At 45.5% G+C, this 22,599-nt stretch carries 22 protein-coding genes; 20 read left to right on the forward strand and 2 right to left on the reverse strand.

Annotated elements, in window-relative coordinates; translation table 11 throughout:
- Window position 1 precedes the first annotated feature (1 nt).
- The 7 genes from CC90_RS0101055 to CC90_RS0101085 all read left to right on the forward strand — a co-directional run bounded on the left by CC90_RS0101055 (window position 2) and on the right by CC90_RS0101085 (window position 3,649).
- The gene (locus CC90_RS0101055) at window positions 2-310 is read left to right on the forward strand and encodes an STAS domain-containing protein (RefSeq protein WP_031388989.1); all 309 of its coding nucleotides are present in this window, start codon (window positions 2-4) and stop codon (window positions 308-310) included.
- Between the two features lie 10 nt (window positions 311-320).
- The gene (gene spoIIAB, locus CC90_RS0101060) at window positions 321-767 is read left to right on the forward strand and encodes an anti-sigma F factor (protein ID WP_031388990.1); all 447 of its coding nucleotides are present in this window, start codon (window positions 321-323) and stop codon (window positions 765-767) included.
- A gap of 3 nt (window positions 768-770) precedes the next feature.
- Window positions 771-1,487 carry a SigF/SigG family RNA polymerase sporulation sigma factor gene (locus CC90_RS0101065; protein WP_031388991.1) on the forward strand — a complete coding sequence of 239 codons (717 nt, stop codon included), beginning with the start codon at window positions 771-773 and terminating at the stop codon, window positions 1,485-1,487.
- Between the two features lie 170 nt (window positions 1,488-1,657).
- Window positions 1,658-1,831 carry a hypothetical protein gene (locus tag CC90_RS0101070; RefSeq protein ID WP_031388992.1) on the forward strand — a complete coding sequence of 58 codons (174 nt, stop codon included), beginning with the start codon at window positions 1,658-1,660 and terminating at the stop codon, window positions 1,829-1,831.
- A 48-nt stretch (window positions 1,832-1,879) separates the two neighbouring features.
- Complete coding sequence (locus CC90_RS0101075; protein ID WP_081905830.1) at window positions 1,880-2,554, forward strand: stage V sporulation protein AA; 675 nt, start codon at window positions 1,880-1,882, stop codon at window positions 2,552-2,554.
- Window positions 2,544-3,044: a stage V sporulation protein AB gene (locus CC90_RS0101080; protein WP_031388994.1), complete on the forward strand. Its 501-nt coding sequence runs from the start codon at window positions 2,544-2,546 to the stop codon at window positions 3,042-3,044. The genes CC90_RS0101075 and CC90_RS0101080 overlap by 11 nt, the downstream gene beginning before the upstream one ends.
- A 143-nt stretch (window positions 3,045-3,187) precedes the next feature.
- Complete coding sequence (locus CC90_RS0101085; protein WP_031388995.1) at window positions 3,188-3,649, forward strand: SpoVA/SpoVAEb family sporulation membrane protein; 462 nt, start codon at window positions 3,188-3,190, stop codon at window positions 3,647-3,649.
- A gap of 47 nt (window positions 3,650-3,696) precedes the next feature.
- On the opposite strand, the gene CC90_RS0101090 is transcribed toward CC90_RS0101085, so the two are convergent.
- Entirely contained in the window at window positions 3,697-5,064 is a 1,368-nt protein-coding gene (locus tag CC90_RS0101090; protein ID WP_031388996.1) for an MATE family efflux transporter, read from the reverse strand.
- Window positions 5,065-5,315: 251 nt separating this feature from the next.
- Here CC90_RS0101090 and CC90_RS0101095 point away from each other — a divergent pair, with 251 nt between their 5' ends.
- The 10 genes from CC90_RS0101095 to trxA all read left to right on the forward strand — a co-directional run bounded on the left by CC90_RS0101095 (window position 5,316) and on the right by trxA (window position 20,113).
- Window positions 5,316-6,731, forward strand: coding sequence for an MBOAT family O-acyltransferase (locus CC90_RS0101095; protein ID WP_031388997.1), 1,416 nt, complete (start codon window positions 5,316-5,318; stop codon window positions 6,729-6,731).
- A gap of 15 nt (window positions 6,732-6,746) precedes the next feature.
- Window positions 6,747-7,733, forward strand: a complete 987-nt coding sequence (locus tag CC90_RS0101100) for a GDSL-type esterase/lipase family protein (RefSeq protein WP_031388998.1) — start codon at window positions 6,747-6,749, stop codon at window positions 7,731-7,733.
- A 245-nt stretch (window positions 7,734-7,978) separates the two neighbouring features.
- Window positions 7,979-9,028 carry a stage V sporulation protein AD gene (locus CC90_RS0101105; protein WP_031388999.1) on the forward strand — a complete coding sequence of 350 codons (1,050 nt, stop codon included), beginning with the start codon at window positions 7,979-7,981 and terminating at the stop codon, window positions 9,026-9,028.
- Between the two features lie 173 nt (window positions 9,029-9,201).
- Window positions 9,202-10,254, forward strand: a complete 1,053-nt coding sequence (locus CC90_RS0101110) for an efflux RND transporter periplasmic adaptor subunit (RefSeq protein WP_031389000.1) — start codon at window positions 9,202-9,204, stop codon at window positions 10,252-10,254.
- Window positions 10,255-10,294: 40 nt separating this feature from the next.
- Window positions 10,295-12,586, forward strand: a complete 2,292-nt coding sequence (locus CC90_RS0101115) for an efflux RND transporter periplasmic adaptor subunit (protein ID WP_031389001.1) — start codon at window positions 10,295-10,297, stop codon at window positions 12,584-12,586.
- Window positions 12,587-12,595: 9 nt separating this feature from the next.
- A complete protein-coding gene (locus CC90_RS0101120) occupies window positions 12,596-15,430 on the forward strand; it encodes an ABC transporter permease (protein ID WP_031389002.1) in 2,835 nt (944 codons plus the stop codon).
- Between the two features lie 17 nt (window positions 15,431-15,447).
- Window positions 15,448-16,170, forward strand: coding sequence for an ABC transporter ATP-binding protein (locus tag CC90_RS0101125; RefSeq protein WP_051869224.1), 723 nt, complete (start codon window positions 15,448-15,450; stop codon window positions 16,168-16,170).
- Window positions 16,133-17,026 (forward strand): ABC transporter ATP-binding protein, encoded by an 894-nt coding sequence (locus tag CC90_RS0101130; RefSeq protein WP_242843278.1) that lies wholly within the window; start codon window positions 16,133-16,135, stop codon window positions 17,024-17,026. Before CC90_RS0101125 ends, CC90_RS0101130 begins: the two co-directional genes overlap by 38 nt.
- A gap of 182 nt (window positions 17,027-17,208) precedes the next feature.
- Complete coding sequence (locus CC90_RS0101135; protein WP_031389005.1) at window positions 17,209-19,737, forward strand: DsrE/DsrF/DrsH-like family protein; 2,529 nt, start codon at window positions 17,209-17,211, stop codon at window positions 19,735-19,737.
- A 70-nt stretch (window positions 19,738-19,807) separates the two neighbouring features.
- Entirely contained in the window at window positions 19,808-20,113 is a 306-nt protein-coding gene (gene trxA / locus CC90_RS0101140) for a thioredoxin (protein ID WP_031389006.1), read from the forward strand.
- A gap of 67 nt (window positions 20,114-20,180) precedes the next feature.
- Here the strand turns inward: trxA and CC90_RS0101145 are convergent, their stop codons facing one another.
- Window positions 20,181-20,855 (reverse strand): Crp/Fnr family transcriptional regulator, encoded by a 675-nt coding sequence (locus CC90_RS0101145; RefSeq protein ID WP_031389007.1) that lies wholly within the window; start codon window positions 20,853-20,855, stop codon window positions 20,181-20,183.
- Between the two features lie 352 nt (window positions 20,856-21,207).
- Here CC90_RS0101145 and CC90_RS0101150 point away from each other — a divergent pair, with 352 nt between their 5' ends.
- From CC90_RS0101150 to CC90_RS0101160, 3 genes are all read left to right on the forward strand, one after another.
- Window positions 21,208-21,441 carry a hypothetical protein gene (locus CC90_RS0101150; RefSeq protein ID WP_031389008.1) on the forward strand — a complete coding sequence of 78 codons (234 nt, stop codon included), beginning with the start codon at window positions 21,208-21,210 and terminating at the stop codon, window positions 21,439-21,441.
- 144 nt (window positions 21,442-21,585) lie between these two features.
- Window positions 21,586-21,963 (forward strand): RidA family protein, encoded by a 378-nt coding sequence (locus tag CC90_RS0101155; RefSeq protein ID WP_031389009.1) that lies wholly within the window; start codon window positions 21,586-21,588, stop codon window positions 21,961-21,963.
- Window positions 21,964-21,990: 27 nt separating this feature from the next.
- On the forward strand, window positions 21,991-22,488 hold the full coding sequence (locus CC90_RS0101160) for a shikimate kinase (protein ID WP_031389010.1): 498 nt from the start codon (window positions 21,991-21,993) through the stop codon (window positions 22,486-22,488).
- The last annotated feature ends 111 nt before the right edge of the window (window positions 22,489-22,599 follow it).

Below are 22,599 nucleotides of genomic sequence, written 5' to 3' on the forward strand. Positions count from 1 at the left end.
CATGGAAGAGAATTTTAAAGTGATTGATAATTATCTCATGGTAAGAATGCCTGAAGAAATTGATCATCACAAATCATCATACATAAGTGAAAATGCGGATCGGTTCATAATGCAGAATAGAGTGAGCAATGTAGTTTTTGATTTTGAAGATACGAGGTTTATGGACAGCTCCGGCATAGGAATTATCATGGGGCGTTATAAAAAGATTTCCTGCTTCGGCGGTAAGGTGTTTGCAGTCAATATGGATAACAGAATAAAACATCTTTTAATAATATCAGGTTTACATAAAATAGTGGAAATTATGGACTAGGAGGAACGGGATGAGAAATGAAATGACGATGGAATTTGATGCGATATCAGAAAACGAGGCTTTTGCGAGAATATCCGTAGCTGCCTTCATATCCTTTTTAAACCCTACATTGGAGGAGATGTCGGACGTAAAAACAGCGGTTTCGGAAGCGGTGACCAATGCGGTCATTCACGGTTATGACGGAATCGAGGGAGGTAAGGTCGTAATAAACTGCTTAATTGAAAAAGATGTATTACATATCGAGGTAATAGATAAAGGAAAAGGAATAGAGAATATTGAAAGAGCGATGGAGCCTCTGTTTACTACAAAGCCGGAGCTCAACCGCTCAGGTATGGGATTTCCTTTTATGGAAGCGTTCATGGATGATTTGGAAGTGATATCCGAGCCGGACAAAGGAACGATTGTGCAGATGAAAAAGAAAATCGGGTGTACCTCGTGGATAGAAGATGAGGAGTAGTCTATGGAGGAGGTTACAGTACTAATTGCCAGATCACAAGCCGGTGATAAAGAAGCGAGAGAAGTACTGATAGAAAAAAATCTGGGGCTGGTCCATCATATCGTGAAGCGTTTTCTCGGGAGAGGCTACGATGCAGAGGATTTGTTTCAAATAGGAAGCATCGGCCTTATGAAGGCCATCGATAAATTTGATTTATCTTTCGAGGTAAAGTTTTCCACCTATGCGGTTCCTATGATAAGCGGAGAAATCAAACGCTTTCTGCGGGATGACGGAATGGTCAAGGTAAGCAGGACGTTGAAGGAAAACGGGTGGAAAATCAAACAGACTGCCGAGAAAATATCATATGAGCAGGGAAGGGAAGCCACGCTGGAGGAAATCTCCAAACTCACGGAGCTGTCCATAGAAGATATTGTCATGGCTATGGAAGCAAATGTAGAAGTGGAATCCATATATAAATCTGTTTACCAGTCTGACGGAAATGAAATATTTCTGGTGGACAAGCTGCCGGAAAAAAGGGATGCTAACGAAAAACTGCTGAATCATATGTTGCTCGAGCAGCTTATGGGCGAGCTGGGCGAGGAAGAGAGGCAGTTAATTACCCTTAGATATTTCCAGGACAAGACGCAGGTGGAAGTAGCCAAAAAACTGGGTATCAGCCAGGTTCAGGTCAGCCGTATGGAAAAAAGAATATTGGTCCGTATGAGGGAAAGCCTTATATAGCGGCAGATGTGTAAAAGCGTAGTGGAAGTTTAGGTGGATGTTGCTGAGAACGGAGTGAACAGTAACAAATGGATGAAGCCGTAGGCTGAATAATAACATGCAGATATTGTGGTGTTATAGAGTATCGTATATACTACTATTTAGTAAAAAAGAAACGGAGGAAGGCACAAATGACTGCTTTTGATTATGTAGTAGTAAGTATTGAGGGGGATTATGCTAATTTAAAACGCACAGATGCGGAGGAAGATGAACTGAAGCTTGTGGCGAGAGCACTTCTGCCTGAGGCAATTGCGGAAGGTACAAGACTGCATTATGAATATATGGAATATACGATTGTAAAATAGTATGACCTCTTCGCATAATCTGCCATTTATTTGCAATAATAAGGGATAATGTCAATAAAGGAAGCAAGAAGCAAAGGAATAGCAGGTGAAGAAATGTCAGGAGAGACTCTTTATTTAAAAGCGGAACTTTGTACAGAGGTTACCGTAGATGATGTTTTTCTAAAAGATGTGGCTAAAGTATATTGTGCAGATCCTCATGTGACGGCGAAGGTAAAGGCGATCAAGATACACCGTTTCAGAGAAAAGGAGCAGACGCGCCAGGTGTTCAGCATTCTGAAGCTGATAGAAATGATACAGCAGGCTTGTCCGAACGTAAGCGTAGAGAATGTGGGAGAGATGGATGTGCTGGTAAAACGTGTGAATGTGAATAAGAATGAGGGTTTTATTGTCATTTTGAAAATTATTTTTGTGGCGGGCATCAGTTTTTTTGGCACAGCATTTACCATAATGGCGTTTCATAATGATATAGGCATTAACAAGGTATTTGGAAAAGTATATGAGCTCGTTATGGGGCAGGCAGCGGCGAACTATACGATTTTGGAGCTGGCCTATTCCATAGGGCTTGCTCTTGGTATCATCGTGTTCTTTAACCATATCGGAGGAAGAAGAATCACGAAAGACCCTACCCCCATCGAGGTAGAAATGCGTATTTATGAAAAGGACGTGAACAATGCGCTGATCGAAACTGCGGATAGGGAGGGGAAGACCATTGATGTTTCTTAAACAGCTTTTGCTGGGAATCATGGGGCTCAGCTTCGGCATGTTCGCCGCAGGAGGTGTATTCACCGTATTGATATCTGTTGGCCTGATTCCACGATTTGCGGGGAAAATGCATGTCAGCAGAAAAATCTTTTTATTCGAAGAAGCGGTTGTCCTTGGAACACTGACGGGAAATTTTTTCAGTATATTCGACAGATACGGCAGAATCGGGGATTTTATCATTAAAAATCATATCTTTGGAAAAGAGAACACGGAATCCATCTGGCACATGATAGGTACGGGAATCCTTATTATTTTTGGGCTGTTCGCCGGAATTTTCGTGGGATGCCTGGCTCTTGCGATTGCAGAAATGCTGAATTCCATTCCGATTTTTGCCAGAAGGATCGGTTTCCGGCACGGCCTCGGAGTAGTAGTGCTTGCCATGGCTCTGGGAAAGATAGCAGGAGGGCTTATCTATTTTATAAAGGCGGTATTTTTGTATGGGGGAACGTGAATTCTATCTAAGAATGCAGTCATTGAAAAATACTTAAGTATTACCAATTGCGTTTATGAATAAAATTGCTCAAAATCCGCATACTGGAAATATAATCGAAGCGAAATAGGCAAGAGGCAATTTTTTCAGAGAGGTTTGAGCATATGGAAGAACAGATAAAGCAGGAATATAAGGAATATGTCAAGGAGGTAACTCCTACCCACAATTTATGGTTGCAAATGATAAAGGCGTTTCTCGTGGGAGGAGTAATATGCATCATCGGGCAGTTCATTTTGAACTATTGTACGAATTCATTGGGACTGGATAAGGAAACGGCGGGAGGATGGTGTTCCCTTTTGCTGATATTAGTTAGTATTCTGCTTACGGGATTCAACATTTATCCGAACATCGTAAAATTCGGCGGTGCAGGGGCCCTTGTACCGATTACCGGATTTGCCAATTCCGTAGCTGCTCCTGCAATCGAGTTCAAGAAGGAAGGCCAGATATTTGGCGTCGGATGTAAAATATTTACGATAGCAGGTCCTGTAATTTTGTACGGAATATTTACAAGCTGGGTTTTGGGGTTGGGTTATTGGATATTGAAAGTAATGGGAGTAATTGCATGATAGCATGATCATTATAAAGAAGTGTGAAAAGAGAGGACGCCTAACCGTTAGGCGTCCTCAAATAAATTATCCCTGGTAATATTTTTCAGCCATTTCCCGCTCTTGTAATGCTTGATGACCCAGGGCCACTTCACGAATTCGTCGGTACAGAGCAGGAAATATACCCATAAGACGGGAAGCTTGAACACAAAGGCGGCCAAAAAGCCCAGAGGCACGGCATAACACCACATGTCGATGGTATCGCAGATAAATCCGAAACGGCTGTCGCCGCCTGCGCGGAAGACCCCGGCTATCAGGGTGGTGTTAACGGCGGCTCCCATTACATAGTAAGTATTGATAAGGAGCATGTATTTTAAATAGTGAAGTGCGGTTTCGGACAATGCGGCATACTTCAGGACGAAGGGAGCAGCCGCAAATATGAGAAGGCCGCCCGCAAGGCCGCTCAAAACGGTAAGCTTCATCAGCCTGCCGGCGTTAGCGCGGGCTTCTTCCAAACGGTTTTCCCCGATTTCATTTCCGAGTAATATACCGCCTGCGCTGGCAACGCCGAAACAGAGAACGGTGCCGAAGTTACGGATAATGCTGACAAAGGAATTAGCTGCAACCGCATCGGCGCCCATGTGCCCGATAATTACCGAGTACATGGAAAAAGCGACGCCCCATGACACGTCGTTGCCCAGGGCGGGCAGGGATAAGCGGATGAAATCCTTGAACAGAAGCTTATTGCGAATAAACATAAATCTCAGATTCAATTTAATATCTTTACTGAAATGCGATATGACGATACACGCTATCAGTTCCAGTACTCTGGAGATGGAAGTGGAAGCAGCAACACCTATAATGCCGAGCTTGGGCGCGCCGAACAGACCGAAGATCAACACGGCGTTCAAGAAAATGTCGAAGCTTATGGTCACGGCATTCAATACAGTTCCCACAACAACTCGTCCGATACTTCTTAAAATAGAAAGATATATTTCAATTAATCCCCAGCACAAATAACTGACGCTGATATAGCGCAGATAGTATGCCCCCAGTCCGATCAGCTCCGCATCGTCGGTAAATACGCGCATCATCAGGTGCGGGACCGAGAATGACATTACGGCGAATAATATGGAAATAGCAACCGAGAATCGAAGTGCGATTCCTTCTACCGCTTCGATGGCACGCATATCTCCTTTGCCGAAATACTGGGCACACAGCATGGTTGCCCCCGTACCCAGCCCGTAATAAACCATGAACAGAATGCTGGAATACTGCGCGGCAAGGGAGGCGGCAGCGATGGAGGACTGGCCCACATAATTGAGCATGACTACGTCCGCAGAGCTTACGGCTGCGCTTAAAAGATTTTGAATAACGATAGGAAGGACCAGTTTAAAGATTTTGTGATAAAATACGTTTTTACCTAAAGATTTCATAATGTTACGTTACTCCGTTTATTTTCGTGGTATTCCTTGCTATCTTACTATATAAAAGAGGTGTTTGTACATATTTAAATAAAATATGTATCACTTTTTATGTGCACGAATCGCTTGGCGTTATTCCAGATTTTGCAAAATAAATTTTATATTATCTTAAGGGTTTCCTATTGAGATTAAAAACATGTGGTGTTACAATAATAATGCTCTTAAAATACAGTGTGAATTTGAAAAAGTAAGGATTGAGAAAAATGGTAGTGTTTTCCGGGATGGAATTTCTGTTTCGCTTTTTGCCGATTTTCTTAGCCGTTTATTATATAACACCGCAGAAATACAGAAATACGGCCTTATTATTTGGAAGTATCGTATTTTATGCCGTAGGCGAGCCGTATTTCATCCTGCTCCTTTTGGCATTCGTATGGCTGAATTATATTTTGGCGAAAAAAATATGCTTTTACGAGACCGAGCATAGTGTTAAGAATAAGAAGAAGCTTCGTGAGAAGAAACTTCATAAGAGGATAGATAAGAAAAAGGGAAATAAATGGATGATTACAGCTCTACTGCTTGACGTAGGGCTGTTAGTTGTATTTAAAATTCTGGGTGCTTTTGCGGGGAACGAGGCTCTGCCCTTGGGACTCAGCTTCTATACCTTCAAGATGATTTCCTTCCAAATGGACATATACAGAAGAGATATTAAGGCGTTGCCGACCTTTAAACGCACAGCAGTTTATTTCATGATGTTTCCTCAGATTATATCAGGACCGATCATGCGTTATGACGAAGGGGATTTTACTCTGGAGAAGAGAACTTACTCCTGGGAGCGCATAGAGGAAGGGCTGCAGTATTTTGTATTAGGGCTTGGGACCAAGGTACTTTTGGCAGACCGTTTAGCAATTTTGGAAAAGGATATTCATACCATCGGCTATGAGAGTATATCCTCACCGCTTGCGTGGCTTGGAGCGGTTTCCTATTCCATGCAGCTATATTTTGATTTTTGGGGATATTCGCTCATGGCATCAGGGCTTTGCGTGATGCTGGGCTTTTCCTTCATCAAGAACTTCGATCACCCATATGCGTCGCGCAGCATCAGCGAATTCTGGCGGAGATGGCACATGACGCTGGGGAGCTTTTTCAGGGATTATGTATACATACCGCTTGGCGGCAGCAGGGAAGGAAAAGGCAATACCGTGAGAAACCTTCTGATCGTATGGCTGCTGACCGGACTTTGGCATGGAGGAAGCCTGAACTTCATTTTGTGGGGATCAGTACTGTTTGGGCTTATCGTTCTGGAGAAGTTATGGATTGGCAAGTGGCTGCAAAAATATCCGCTGGTTGGGAGATGCTATGTGCTCGTCCTGATTCCGATCACATGGATGCTGTTTGCGATAACCGACATCAGCCAGCTTGGGCTGTACTTAGGACGGATGTTTCCCGTTGCAGGGGGAGCGGGCGTTGCCGTCAATTCCTCCGATATTTTCAAATATCTGAAGATGTATGCCCCATATCTTACGGCGGGAGTTATATGGTGCATACCGGCAGCATACCGGTTTGTGGAAAAACATAGAAGGCATCCGGCAGTCATTGCAGGAATGGTCTGCATTTTCTGGTTATCCGTATATTTTACGGTAAGCATGGGTAACAATCCCTTTGCTTACTTGAAGTTTTAAGGGAATGGTGAGAGTATGAAGCGGATAAAAAAATGTCCGTTATTTCTTATCCTCGTAATAAGCAGTGTTCTTTTTACGTTGATAGGAATTATCGGAAAAAATTCCATATATAAGGACTATGAATATCATTTTGCAGATACGCCCTTTCTCGCCCTTACGCTGGAAGGAATCAGCAAAGGAGAATATCCGTGGGAGTCTTTCCGGTATGGTTCTGTAATAGAAGCAGTGTCGGGGGCGTTGAACTTGCCCATCGGAGGCGGGGAGGACGAGGCGCTGGAAACAGAGGCTCTTGTTGCCGAAGGGGATGCGGGAAGCTTATTTGAAGAAGCGATTCCGGCCGAAGATGCCGGGGAAGAGGCTGCGTCCGATGAAGAACGTGCGGATAGAACCTATGACTTTGTACAAGTGGGAGAGGAATATTTTGATGATGCGGTATTTATCGGGGATTCCAGAACCGTGGGCTTGTTCGAGTACGGCGGCATGGAGGAACGGTGCGATTTTTTTGCGAAGACGTCGCTTACGATATACGATGTGTTTACCGAGCCTATTGTAAAGGATGAGGAGACGGGAGATAAGATTACCATAGAAGCGGCATTGCAGAAGAAGCAATACGGAAAAGTATATCTTATGCTAGGCATCAACGAGCTGGGAACCGGCACGACGGAGACCTTTATGACGGAATATAAGAAGGTGGTGGGACGGCTCGAAGAGCTTCAGCCGGGTGCGATCATCTTTGCGGAAGGCATTATGCGCGTCGCCGGAACGAAAAACGAGACGGACCCGATATTCAATAATATGAATATCAATGAAAGAAACGAAGCGATAGAAGAAATTGCCGATAATAAGAAAATTTTCTATATTGATGTGAACGAGGTCGTATGCGATGCTCAGGGAAATCTGGAGAAAGACTATACTACGGACGAAATTCATTTGAAGGCGCAATATTACGAGAAATGGAAGCAATTTCTCCTGTCTAAGGGAATCATCAGAGAGGAAAAATGACAAGTTTCGAATATTAATTCTGGAATAGCAATTCTCGAATAATTTTCTTTTTTTTTCAAATAATACTATACATAACGAAAATAATCGTTACTGTTCGCACAGTAGCTTAACACTTGCTGTTAAGCTGCGTAAGAATGTGATTCAAGAGATGATTTCTGCTTCGCGCAGCTAATTTGAATGCAAAAATCATATGCTACCGAGAACGGAGTGAACAGTAATAAATAACCGGAAAGCGTGGGTATAGTATGAGTCAGGAAAAAAACGTTTGTTCCATGGGGAAGCAAAGTATAGAGCTGAAAACCCCGGTATATATAAGGGAAAGTGCCAGCATAGTAGGCACGAAAGAAGGACAGGGGCCTTTGGCGGAACTGTTTGATATGATAGGCGAGGACGATATGTTCGGCTGCGATTCGTGGGAAGAGGCAGAAAGCAGTTTGCAGAAGGATGCGGTATTTTTGGCGCTGAATAAGGCCGGAATGAAGAAGGAAGAGATAAGATATATCTTTGCCGGCGATTTACTGGGGCAGTCCATCGCCAGCAGTTTCGGGCTGGCTTCCTATGAGATACCGTTAATCGGAATGTACGGCGCGTGTTCTACCTGCGGTCTGACTCTGAGCATGGGAGCGATGGCAGTGTCCGGCGGATTTGCGGAGCATGTGCTCTGCGTAACTTCCAGTCATTTTGCCAGTGCGGAAAAGGAATTCCGTTTTCCTCTGGGGTATGGCAATCAAAGGCCGCTTTCGGCATCGTGGACGGTAACAGGAAGCGGAGCATTCCTGCTTAGCGGCGATAAAGGAACGAAGGCGAGGGCGAAAATTACCGGAATCACTACCGGTAAGATTATGGATTACGGCCTGAAAGATTCTCAGAATATGGGGGCCTGTATGGCTCCGGCGGCGTGCGATACCATTTACAATAACCTGAAGGATTTTGGAAGAAAGCCGTCCGACTACGATAAAATCATCACAGGAGATTTGGGAACGGTGGGGCAGCATGCGCTGCTTGATCTGCTGAACGAAAAGGATGTGGATATAGCCGGACAGCATATGGACTGCGGTATTGAAATATACGATGCCAAGGAGCAGGATACCCATGCGGGAGGAAGCGGCTGCGGATGCAGTGCGGTAACTCTGTCAGCCTATATTTTAAAAAAAATAGAAGAAGGCGTATGGAAGCGCGTATTGTTCGTCCCTACCGGCGCGCTGTTGTCTAAGACGAGTTTTAACGAAGGACAGACCGTACCGGGGATTGCCCATGGAGTGGTTATAGAGGCAATAGGTGAGGGCGAGGCATAAAAATAACTATTGAATATTATACCCATGGATTATATAATAGAGGATATGATTCATGGGAATTTTTTTGTGCATTTACTTAATCGATTAAGTAAATGCTGAAAGCATAAAATGGACGTTGATCGCATGGGAAATAATATTTATACCGGGGCGAATTATGAGAGATGGGGGAGAATATGAAAGATAGAAAGAGAATGTTTTTTACGGGAACGGTATGCCTGTTTATAGTGGTCTTTACGGGCTGTGGCCTGCTGCGGCAGGAAGAAGAGGTGAAAAATCAGATAACGATTCCCTCTTATGATGCCAGCGGTGCGAGTTTTGGGTATGTAAAGCGCGGCGATTTGGAAAATGCAGAGACCTTGTTCCTAAAACTGACGACTACGGAGGAGCACGAGCTTTACTTCGGCGTATCCGGCATCAGCATCGATAAGGTTTACATAAAAGAGGGAGACGGGGTAAGGTCAGGCCAGCTTTTGGCGGAGCTTCAAAGCGATGATATAAAGAATGAAATAGCTTCTTTGGAAGCGAAGAAGGAAACCATCGCCTTGGACATCCAGCATACCGAACAGCTTTTGGAGGAGACGAGGCAGAGGAAGGAATACATAGAAGAGAAGGAAGATGCGAGGCAGGAGTCAATAGGACGTTACCAATTGCAGCTTCAGCAGTTGGATAATGATATGCAGGAGACGGAGGGAGCGCGGAAAGAACAGGAAAGTAAGCTTAAAAAGTATCGGATTTATGCGGACATAGATGGTACAGTAGCGAGGGTTTCGAGCTATGGAGGAGGATTTTTATCGGATGAAAAGCAAGCCTTTCTGACCTTACAGTCGGCAGCCCGGCAGTTTTCCGGCAATACAAAAGCAGAGAACGATTTTGAAAGGGGGCAGAAGGTAATTCTTATATTGAATGAGGAGGAATATCCGGCCCAAATTCTTAGAGCAGAAAGGGCGGAGAGTGTTACCGAGGTAGATGTATGCCTTCAGGAGGGTTATTCGGTTCCCGAGGATTGTACATACGGAGAATTACTATGGAGTACAGGAGTGGTAAAGGACGCTTTATACGTTCCGAAGAATGCAATCGTGCCCGTGGGAGAGAAGAGTTATGTGTACAAAATGGGAGAGGACGGTTTTGCAAATCCTGTAGAAATACAGACCGGAACGGTCAATACGGACTATGTGCAAATAACAGCAGGGGTGGAGCAGGATGATACGGTAATGCTGTACGAATGAGCAAAAACCATATTTCAGAATCTTGGAATTTTATAATTAAATGGCGGAGGGTATAGATGTAATTATGGGGCTTATGGGATTTAAGGAGAAGAGTAGAGGGGTTTCTGGCAAGTATAGGAAGAAAGATAAAAAAGATATAACGGAGAGTGCGGCGAAAAATAAGCGGAAGATTTGCAAAAGTATATCTGTGTCGTCGGCAGCTTTATGTATCATCTTAAGTATGACAACAGTGTCATTTATAGGATGCGGGGAGCAGCAGCCGGTGCCGAAGCTTTTGGAGCCGGTGAAGGTGAGCCTTTCCGGCAGAATTGCGCAGCGGGAGAATATATGTGATATAAAGGCATATGCGGGGAGAGTAAAGCCTTATGCCGTAAGCTATGCTTTTCCCGATGCCTGTCTTGTGGAGGAGATACCGGTACGTCTTGGGGAATATGTGGAGGAGGGACAAGTGCTTGCCGTGATGAACTGCTCGGACGATGAAAGGCAGAGAGCGCAGATTGAGAGTGATGTTGCCTGGCTGGAGAAAGAGGACGAATGTCAGAGGAAGATGGACGAAACGGATATAACAGTCGCCCAGATGCAGCTTTCCATGGCGATATCCGAAAGCAAGGATACGAAGGAAGAGAAAAAGGCCATCGAGGATATGACAAAGGCGCTGGAAGCCGATAAAGAGGAAGCGGAGTATGAAAGCAGCTTAAGGCAGATAGCCATTGAAGAAAAGAGGGAGCAGCTGAGCCTTTATGCCCGGAAGACGGACAATGCCTGTTTAACGGCAAAGGAAAGCGGCTATGTAGTATATGTAAAGGAATTTTCTGCGGACAATGCTGCGGGAAGCGTGGAGTCAGAAGAAATTGTTGTCTTGATTTCCGATAAACAACAGGCTTACATATCGGCGGACATCGTGGATGCCAAGGTAAAGAAGGCGACAGAAATCTATGCGGAAATAGACGGGAAAAAATATGAGTTGGAATATCTTCCCTATTCGGATCAGGAAAGGCGAATAGCAATCAATGCGGGAATAAGCCTGGGAGCACGCTTCAGTACAACGGACGAGACAGCAATGGCAGAGCTGGTTGGAAAGAACGCGACGGTCTACCTTTTATCCAATCAGAAAGAGCAGGTAGTCTGCGTTGCGCCTGATTCCCTTTTCAGCGAAAACGGCGAGTATTTCATCTATGTACTGGAAAATGGACAGAAAATTAAGAGGAGCGTAACACCTGGCACCCATACGGTCAATGCGGTGGAGATAGAGGAAGGACTTATGGAGGGAGAAAACGTATATTATCCGATAAGCGATATGCCCGGCAATAAGCATACTATCGAAAAGGCAGAGGAAAGTACCTTTGAAATCGTGAAAAAATATGACCAGACCAATACGAGGCAGACTTCGTCCTTACGTGTCCTGGTAAAGCCTGAGAATGCGGTATTGCAAGAACTTAAGGTGAAAAACGGGATGGAGGTAGCAAAGGGTGATACGATAGCGATTCTGGCGGCAGGCGAAGGAGAAAGCAAGAGCGAGGCATATATGCAAGAGTTAGAGGAACTAAAAGCCTCATACGTCTTTCAGAGAACTCTGGATAATAAAGAAGCGGATAAAAGAGAGAAGCGCATAAGCGCCATGATAGAAAATAAAACGCAGAATACTTTTGAGTATAAGAAAACGGTGCAGGAGTTAAATAAAACAAAGCTTTCCATGGAGCTGGAGGACGCTCGTTACCAATATGAGACTGAGACGCTGAAACGCAATATCGAGAAAGCCGGAGAGCAATCGGGAATTATTGAGGTAACGGCAGAGGCGGCGGGAATCGTCACGGAAGTGACGGCCTCGCCCGAGGGATATTCCATTCCTAAGGATACCCTGCTTTGCAAGATAGCGGACCCCTCCTCTCTTTGTATCATGGTTTATACCGACGATAAAGAGGTAGTTCCCATGGATAGGGAGGTGACTGTGGATTTATATCAGACCGAGGAGGACTTGAAAGGGCGGGTAATCGGCTCTTATCAGGATGCGGCGAAGACAGTGTATAACGAAAAACGGGTGCTTCGCGAGAATAACCCTCAGATGACGAAGATTTCCTATATCTCACTGGAGGAAGGTATATCCTATGAAAGTGTAAGGTCCTTTGGTGTAAACGTGATCCTTTGGAGCGTGCCTGACGCGATTATCATAGATACCCGGGCAATTTATAACGAAAATGACAGAAGATATGTGTGGCTTATGGAAGAAGGTCAGATGAAGAAGCAGTACGTAACCATGGGCTACAACGAAGGTAATAGTGCCTGGATCATACAAGGATTGAGTGCAGGGCAGGAAATCATATTGGAGAATTAGGAGAAGGCGATGATTCGATTTGTATGGCAGAAATTAATACATAAAAAATGGTTGAATATGTGTACTTTTTTGGGGATTGTCTTATTGGTCAGCGTCGCTGCCGGAAACGTGCTCTATCAGGGAGCCGCGTGCAGCAAGCTGTTGCAGAACAAGTTCGATACCTACATCGGAGAGCATAACGCATATCCGGCCCTGGTAGAGGCTGCCTATCCTTTTGTCTATGCTGATAGGGAGGAGGAGGCGGTCGCTCAGGCTAAGAAGGTGTGCGAAACGGTAAGCGCGGCTATAGAGAACAAGCTTCCTGTTAAGGAAAATGAAAGAGTTATGCTATTTACTTCCGACAGCCTTTTAGGCATTCCTTCTTATCAGAGCAACGACTCTAAGCAAGACTACTTTTTCATCCCCAGCTATATGGAAAATATGGAGGAGCATACGGAGATATTAAGGGGTGAGCTTTTTGCCGAAGCTGCGGACGATGAGGGCATATATGAATGTATCGTAAATGAGAACATGGTCTTTAGCGACAATCTGTCTGTAGGGGAAGTGATTACCTTTCCGAAGACTCAGATGAAGGATGGAAAGGAGCTTAAAATCCGCATTGCAGGGATATTTAAGGAAAATGACAACCATGACAGTTATTGGGTAAGATTCCCTAACAGCTATGAAAACAATCTATTCCTTTCTCAGGCAGCCTTGGACGAAATCATGAGTGGCAGGGAGGCGGCCGCAATAAATATGAGCCTTACCTATGATGTGTTTCTCGATTACGAGAGTATGAGCTTTAAGCAGGCGAACAAAACGATAGCCGGCTTAGCGGATATAGCGGCTAAGCCTCCGGCAGTGAAGATGACGGTCAAGTCAGAACTGGGAGGGCTTCTTAGCAGCTATGTGGATGCACAGAATCAGGTAAAGGCAACGATGAGAACCTTACAGATACCGCTTCTTGTGCTGCTGATGGTCTTCCTGTATATGGTATCTTCCCATGTGTTTGAGATGGAGCAGAATGAAATCGCTATGCTAAAGAGCAGAGGCGTAGGCAACGGACAGATACTTGGCGTCTATTTCACGCAATCCTTCCTCCTCGCCATAGCAGGGGCGGTGTTCGGCATCCTGTTAGGCTGGGGCTTTGCCTCCCTTTTAGGAAGTGCTAATGCATTTATGGAATTTGTGGGAGGGCGGCGTTTGCGCATAGTGCCGGATATGGGACTTCCTGTCTCCGTACTGGCGGCGATTCTGGCAGCAATATTGTTCATGACACTGCCTGTACTCAGATATACGGCGCTCAGCGTGGTGGAAATAAAGCATAAGAAAAATGCAACGGAAAAGTCGCTCTGGGAAAGATATTATCTGGATGTGGCGCTGCTCGCCCTTTCCCTCTATATAAGATACAGCCTGCTGAAACAGCAGGAGTCTCTGGCACAGCAAATTATACGGGGAGAGAGCATGGACCCCGTTCTTTTCCTAAGCTCAGGGATCTTTATGCTGGGCTGCGGAATGGTCTTTCTCAGGCTGCTTAAGCTTGTGGTCAAGGCCGTGTACCACATCGGAAGAAGTCGGTGGAAGCCTGCAGTCTACGTATCTTTTCTGCAAATCATACGAACCGGTAAGAAGCAGAACTTCATTTCTGTTTTCCTCATACTCACCATAGCTATGGGAATCTTTTACGCGAATACGGCTCGTACCATGAATACCAGCATCGAGGAAAGGATTCGTTACGACACGGGAGCAGATATCGTAAGCAGTGAGCAGTGGAAGAATAATTTGCCCTTCGCAAAGAAGAATAAAAAGCTGGTAACCTATGAGGAACCGAATTTCCTCCGCTATGAGGAGTTGTCCGGGCAGGTGCAGGAGATGACCAAGGTCATTAGGGATACCGATGTGCGCATGTATTACGGCGATAAGGTATTCGAGAAGAATATGCTCATGGCGATTCACACGAAAGAGTTCGGGGAAACCGCCTGGATGAAGGAGAATGCTCTGGATAAGCATTGGTACTATTACCTGAACGATATTTCACAGGCAGCGGATGGCGTGCTGGTATCTTCTAATTTCCGCGATAAGATGGGAGCGCAGATTGGAGACAGCATCAAGTATACGCTATTCGACGAGCTGGGCAATGCAAGGGCTTTAGGCACCGCAACTATTTATGGTTTCGTGGATATATGGCCGGGATATTCCCCCTACCGGGAGGAAAGAACGGCGGATGGCAGTATCAGCTATACAGATAATTACTTAATTGTGGCCAATTACAGTCAGGTGGTAAGCATTTTTGGTGCCACGCCCTATGAGATGTGGGTTAAGACGGATAAGGGAACTGAGCTGATAAAGACTTTTGCTGAGGATAAAGGAATAGTGTTGACTAATGTAGTCGGCGTGAAGGACGAGCTGATACGGAGCAAAAATGACGCATCTGTTCAGGTGACCAACGGTCTGCTCACCATAAGCTTCCTCATCATACTGATTCTTTGTACCGTCGGCTTTTTAATTCACTGGATTCTGGTCATCAAGAAGCGAGAGCTAATGTTCGGAATATACCGTGCGATGGGGCTTTCCATGGGAGAAGTGAAATACATGCTCGTTCACGAGCAGATTTTTTCCTCTCTGACAGCGATAGCAGCAGGCGCCTTTGTAGGCTTCTTCGCCTCCTATCTCTATATTCCTCTGCTTATGATCGCTTATCTGCCTAAGAAGCATGCACTGGCTTTTGAGGTGGTGAGTGCTCCTCTCGATATGATAAGAATCGGCGGTGTACTTTCTGTTATGTTAACTATATGCTTCCTCATACTGGCGAAGGTAGTAGCCGGCATGAAGGTAGCTCAGGCGTTAAAACTCGGAGAAGATTAAGGGAAAGGCGGTAGGGAATGGAAGAAAAGAAAGTAATAATAAGCACTTCGGCGCTTACAAGAAAATTTCCTCTTGCCGGAGGCAGTGAGATTACGGTTCTTAACGGTATTGATGTCGAGATAGAGGAAGGAACGCTTACCATACTGAAAGGGCGTTCCGGCTCTGGAAAGACTACACTGGTCAATATTCTCAGTGCGCTGGATCTGCCTACGGAAGGCAAGGTGTTTTTTGACGGGAAGGAAATGAACGCCATGTCGGAGCATCAGAGGGAGGAACTTCGAAGATATCATATGGGTTATATTTTTCAAGCGGTTGCCCTTGTTCCCGTTATGAATGTATATGAGAATGTAGAGTTTTCCTTAAGGCTTGCGGGCTATGGGAAGGATAGAAAAGAACGCGTGGAGGAATGCCTTAAGAAAGTGGGGCTTGTGAAACGCATGTATCACATGCCCGAGGAGCTTTCCGGCGGTGAGCAGCAGAGGGTGGCGATAGCCCGGGCATTGGCTCATAAGCCCAAGGTGGTGTTTGCGGATGAGCCTACCGGGGCGCTGGATACAGATAATGGACTTTTGGTAGTAAAACTGTTTAAAGAGCTGGTGGAGCATGAGGGCGTAACGATCGTTATGACCACCCACGACCCCAGCCTGATGGAGCTTGGGGATGCGGTTTTCGAAATAGAGGATGGTGTGATTATTGGAAGAAATGATGATAGTTTGCGACGGATTGGTAAAAATATATAAGACGAACACGATAGAGGTCATGGCGTTGCAAGGACTTGACATGAACGTGGCAAAAGGCGAGCTGATGGCGGTGGTAGGCAACAGCGGCAGCGGGAAATCAACCTTTCTCAATATGGTCGGCGGCCTTATCAAGCCCTCGGCAGGGCAGCTTCTTGTGGATGGCAAGGATTTATTCCGCCTGAGCGAAAAACAGCTTGTGGAATACAAGAAAAATACGGTAGGATTCGTCTGGCAGAAGAATTCAAGAAATCTCTTCCCTTATCTGAGCGCAATCCGCAACGTGGAAGTGCCGATGCAGTTTTGCAGAGATAATAAAGCGATGAAAAGCGAGGCAAAGCGGCGGGAGAGAGCCTTGGAGCTTCTGGAGCTTGTAGGCATGTCCCATCGCAAGGACAGCCTTCTTCACCAATTATCGGGCGGTGAGCAGCAGAGGGTGGCTATTGCCATAGCCCTCGCCAACGGTCCAAAGCTTCTGTTAGCGGATGAGCCTACGGGAGCGGTGGATCAGAAAACCTCCCTGATGATTCAGGACATGTTCCGCATGCTGAACAGAGATTTGGGAGTAACTATTGTTATCGTTACCCACGATGTGAGTCTTGCCAAAAAGGTAGACCGGGTGGTCATGATAAGAGACGGGAAAATCAGCAGTGAGCGCGTCATGAAGCAAGGTTATTTAGACAGGATGAAACATTTGGACGTAAGCGAGCTGGAAGCGGAGAATATACAGGAGGAATTTGCGATACTCGACAGAGCAGGGAGAGTACAGCTTACCAAGGGCATACTGGAGCAGGCGGGAATCGAAGGAAATCGCGTGCGGATAGAGGTTCAGGACGGAAAAATTATAATTTCCGTTTAACATTTTTTCTGTGAACTCTTTGACTGTTTCAAACAATTCCATAACACGGTGTATTCAGCCCTCTGCAAACAATTTTCAGATATATTGCGGAATGTGATTAAGTCACGGAAGAAAGTTTTTTCTTATGCTACTATGTATTCATAAAAACAGCATTCTGCTTTGAAAGGGGTATGATTACTGATATGGAAAAGAAAAAATATGCAAAAACCGTAATTATAGGAGGTGTTGCCGGGGGCGCTACCGCGGCCGCACGCCTTAGAAGAATGGATGAACATATGGAAATCGTCATATTGGAGAGGGGGGAGTATATCTCCTACGCGAACTGCGGCCTCCCTTACTATATCGGCGATACGATAAAAGAGAGAGAGAATCTTCTGCTGCAGACGCCGGGATTGATGAAAAGGAGATTCAACATCGAGGTACGCGTACAAAATGAGGTAACGGCAATCCATAAGGAAGAAAAAACGGTAGAGGTAAAGAACTTAAAGACAGGAGAAAGCTATGAGGAAAGCTACGATGCTCTCATCATCGCTACCGGCTCTTCACCCCTTAAGCCCCCTATTCCGGGAATCGACGGGGCGAACATTTTTACTCTCTGGACCGTTCCTGATACGGATAGGATAAAGGAATATATAGATGTGAATAAACCGAAAAATGCAGCAGTCATCGGCGGCGGCTTTATCGGTTTGGAAATGGCGGAAAACCTTCATGCGGCAGGACTTAAGGTAAGCATCATCGAGATGCAGAATCAGGTCATGGCACCCATGGATTATGAAATGGCACAGCTTCTCCACGAGAATCTGGAGCTGAACGGAGTCGAACTGATACTGGGAGACGGCGTTTCTTCTTTCGAGAATAAAGGTGATGAGACGACAATTCATCTGACCAGCGGAAACGTGGTAGAAGCGGATATGGTAATTCTTTCTATCGGTATCCGTCCGAACAGCGCGCTTGCAAAAGAAGCAGGAATCATGTTAAATGCGAGAGGCGGAGTAATAACCGACGAATATATGAGGACTTCCGAGCCGGATATCTATGCGGTAGGAGATGTGATAGAAACGGAAAATCATACGTTGAAGGAAAGAACCATGGTGCCTTTGGCAGGACCGGCTAACAAGCAGGCGAGAGTACTGGCTGACGTGATGACAGGGACGGACAGAACCTATAAAGGAGTACAGGCGACTTCCGTTGCTAAAGTATTCGATTTGACGGCAGCAGCAGTAGGTGTTAACGAAAAGACATTGATTGGAAAAGGCCTGAAAAGGGAAAAGGACTATTATTCGATTCTGGTCGATCAGAAATCTCATGCCGGCTATTATCCCGGCGCAGTTATGTTAACTATGAAACTGCTCTTTGATAAAGAGGGAAAGATTCTGGGTTCACAGATTATCGGTGAGGATGGTGCAGATAAGAGAATCGACGTGCTGGCGACAGTTATGCGCCTGAATGGAACGGTATACGATTTGGCGGAATTGGAACTGGCATATGCGCCGCCCTATTCCTCGGCGAAGGACCCTGTGAATATGCTGGGCTTCGTGGCACAGAACGTGTTAGAAGGAAGGGTAAGCTTCATTTCATACGACGAGACGGACCGCATGCTGGCGGAGAAAATAGATGGTTTTACGGTCCTGGATGTAACGGAAGCGGTAGAGCGGGAGGTATTTTCCATCCCCGAATCCCACCATATTCCGCTGGGTCAGCTAAGAGAGCGCATGGAAGAACTCTCCAAGGATCAGTTGATTATCGTGTACTGTGCAATCGGCGTCCGCGCCTATAACGGAGCGAGGATATTGATGCAGAACGGTTTTTCTAATGTAAAGGTGCTTTCCGGAGGAATGACTTTCTACAAGTCCATGCATTACAAGGATAGAAACGAGAGTGCAGGAGGCGGGCAGCAGGAACTGAAGGCAGCACAGGAAAGCAAGGATGCCCCGGGAACGGAAGATATAATCGGAAAGGTAATTAAAAACGTGGATTGCTGCGGAATGCAGTGCCCGGGACCTATCATGAAGGTGAACGAAGCCCTTTGTGAAATGAAGCCCGGAGAAATCCTTCAAGTCTGCGCCACCGACATGGGATTTGTAAAAGATGTGGAGTCGTGGTGCCGCAGGACCGGCAATACGTTCCTTAAATCCGAGCCAAAAGAGAGCAAAACACTTAAGGAAAAAGGAAATGTGGTATTTATCAGAAAGGGTGCGGGGGAATGCAGGATAAAAGAAAACGCGCTCGCAGGCAGTGCAGCACAGGGAAAAACGATGGTAGTATTCAGCGGTGATCTGGATAAAGTGCTCGCCTCTTTTATCATCGCCAACGGAGCGGCGGCGATGGGACGTCCGGTTACGATGTTTTTCACCTTCTGGGGATTGAACGCCCTTCGCAAACCGGAAAAACAAAGCGTGAAAAAATCCTTCATCGAGAAGATGTTCGGAGCCATGATGCCTCGGGGCGTGAAGAAGCTTACGTTGTCCCGGATGAATATGGCAGGCATGGGAACGGCAATGATGAAGAAGGTAATGGCGGATAAGAATGTAGATTCTCTGGAAGAGCTGATGAAGCAAGCGATGGAAAACGGCGTGAAGCTGGTGGCATGTACCATGTCCATGGACGTAATGGGGATTACGAAGGAGGAGCTGATCGACGGCGTAGAGCTGGCAGGTGTGGCTTCCTATCTGGGAGATGCGGAAGAATCGAATGTGAATTTGTTTATTTAAATTTTGTTTGTCATAATTTTATTTGCTTAAATAAGGTTGAATTATAAAAAGAAAGGTTAAGGTAGAAAATATGAAAGAGATTAATTTGACGAAGGATAATTTTGATGCAGAAGTGTTAAGTTCCGATAAGCCTGTACTGGTAGATTTCTGGGCGCCGTGGTGCGGCCCCTGCCGTATGGTATTGCCTATCGTAGAGGAATTGGCAGAGGAACTTACCGACGTGAAGGTATGTAAGGTGAACGTAGATGAAGAGCAGGAGTTAGCAGCGCGTTTCCGCGTGATGACCATTCCTACGCTTATAGTATTTAAGGACGGCAATGCGGTAAATACCTCTATCGGAGCGAAATCCAAAGCTGAAATTTTAAAAATGTTGTAATTCTACAACAAAATATGATATTTCGGGATAAAATGTAATTCTCCAACAGTCCCTGGTAAATAGAATATCAGACGAGAGTCGTCAGTTTTTTACGGTCAGTGATAAGGATTTCGCCGCGGGAAAGCCGCACGAGTCCTTCGGATGAGAAGTATTTCAGCATCCGGCTGACCACTTCTCTTGCGCTTCCCATGTATTTTGCAATTTCCTCATGAGTCATTCTAAGGCTTAGCGTACCGGTCTTGGACGTTTCGTCCAGCAGGAAAAGAGCCAGCCTTTTATCAAAACTCATAAATAATATTTGCTGCATCGCCCACATGGCATCGGAGAAGCGTTCTGTCGCCTTCTTGTAGGCGAAGGCCTCCACATAAATATTCTCCTGCATAAGGGATAAAAAGGCGGCGGAATCTACCTGAAGGAGCTCACAGTCCGTTACGGCATCTATGGAGACGTCAAAGGTAATGCTTTGCAGGACGCAGGCGGCGGAAAGAATGCAGACACTGCCCGAGCGTATGCGGTATAAAGTAACCTCCCTTCCCTCCTCCGAGAGAATATAGACTCTGAGGGTACCGCTTTTGGGAAGCATTAGACCGACACAGTCAAGGTCTGCGGTATGTATGGAGCTGTCCTTCTGATAGCGGACAACGGAAGTATGATTTATGAAACTGTCCTTTTGCTTATCCGTCAGTTTATTCCAAAATGTTAAATGTTTTTCAAATAACAATATCTCGTTTTTATTAAGCATAGCGAACCGCCTTTCTCTGATCCGGTATACATTTGATATAGCGGTATCATATGATCGATATGACATATCAAATATATTTCTATCATATATTGTACACGGAAACGTGCCAATTCACAACAAATCAGTTGAAAAATCCGCAAAAGGCTAGTACAATTGTGTTACTGTTCACCCCGTTCACAGTAACGCATGATTTCTGCATGCAGATTCGCTACGCGAAGCAGAAATCATCTCTTGAATCACGTTCTTACGCAGCTTAACAGCAAGTGTTAAGCTACTGTGTGAACAGTAACGCAGAATTAACCGCGATAGCCGAGTTTGGCGAGAACCCGGTTCGCGGAAAGAGGAGATTTTTATGCGGGAAATGGAATTTAAGATGGAGCGTCAGGGGCTGCTTAAGGAGGGCGATTCCGTTACAGTGACGGAAGGAGTTCTTCCCAGCAACTATTATTATACGATAGACCCGGCGCTTGCTATGTCAGGTAACTATCCCTTCAATCAGCGGATGCTGGCAAGACAGGGCATGGTAACGCAGGTAATCGAGAACGACAGAGGCTTTTATGTGATGGCGCAGTTCGACGAGGGATAGCGTTATAGTGAATCGCGTTGCGGTAAATTATGTTGCAGTAAGTTACCGTAATGAGAAGCAGTGAAAGTAATAAAGGACTGAAATGCAATAAAAGGCAGTAAAAAATAAAAATAATAATATGTAACAGAATCAGGAGGAACGCATATGTTAAAAAAAGTATCTACAGATAAGGCACCGGCCGCGATAGGGCCCTATTCTCAAGGAATCATAGCAGGCGATATGCTGTTCGCATCGGGGCAGATTCCTATCGACCCGTCCACGGGCGATATCAAGGGAAGCGACATTATAGAACAAGCCGAACAGGTAATGAAAAATGTAGGAGCGATTCTTGCAGAGGCTAACACCGATTATACAAAGGTAGTAAAGACGACATGTTTCTTAGCAGATATGGCAGATTTTGCAGCTTTTAACGGCGTATATGAAAAGTATTTTACCGAGAAACCCGCACGTAGTTGTGTAGCGGTAAAACAACTTCCGAAAAATGTTCTCTGTGAGGTAGAGGTTATCGCATATCTTGGCTGATGCAGATGAAAGGCATATGGTTATAAGATGAATAATGTTATTTTGATCGGTATGCCGGGCTCAGGAAAGAGTACCATAGGTGTGGTACTCGCCAAGCGTCTGGGATACCGTTTTGTAGATTCCGACCTGGTCATTCAGGAGAGGACGGGAAAGCTCCTGCATCAGATTATAGAGGAAAAGGGAATTGACGGATTTATCCGCGTGGAAAATGAGGTGAATGAGTCCCTCGACATGGAGAAAACGGTCATTGCGACGGGAGGAAGTGCCGTTTACGGCAAGGAGGCCATGGTACACTTCAAAAGCATAGGAACGATAGTATACCTGAGGCTTTCCTGTGAATCGGTAGCCGATAGGCTGGGTGATTTGAACGAAAGAGGTGTTGCCGTTCGCCAAGGGCAGACGTTAGAGGATTTGTACGAGGAAAGAGTTCCCCTTTACCAGCGTTATGCAGATATCGTAATCGACTGTGAAGATAAAATGATAAAAGACATAGCAGCGGAGATAGAAGGTGCCTTGAAGAAATAAGAGACACAGCAAGGTCTATGAATAAAATATCGGGAGGACTGATCGGATAGGTTGGAAAGACAAGCTTTACAACTTTTAAAGTCAGTGTCTGCCGGATAGGACAGCGGAGTA

Origin of the sequence: Kineothrix alysoides (assembly GCF_000732725.1) — a bacterium.
GTDB classification, from domain to species: domain Bacteria; phylum Bacillota; class Clostridia; order Lachnospirales; family Lachnospiraceae; genus Kineothrix; species Kineothrix alysoides.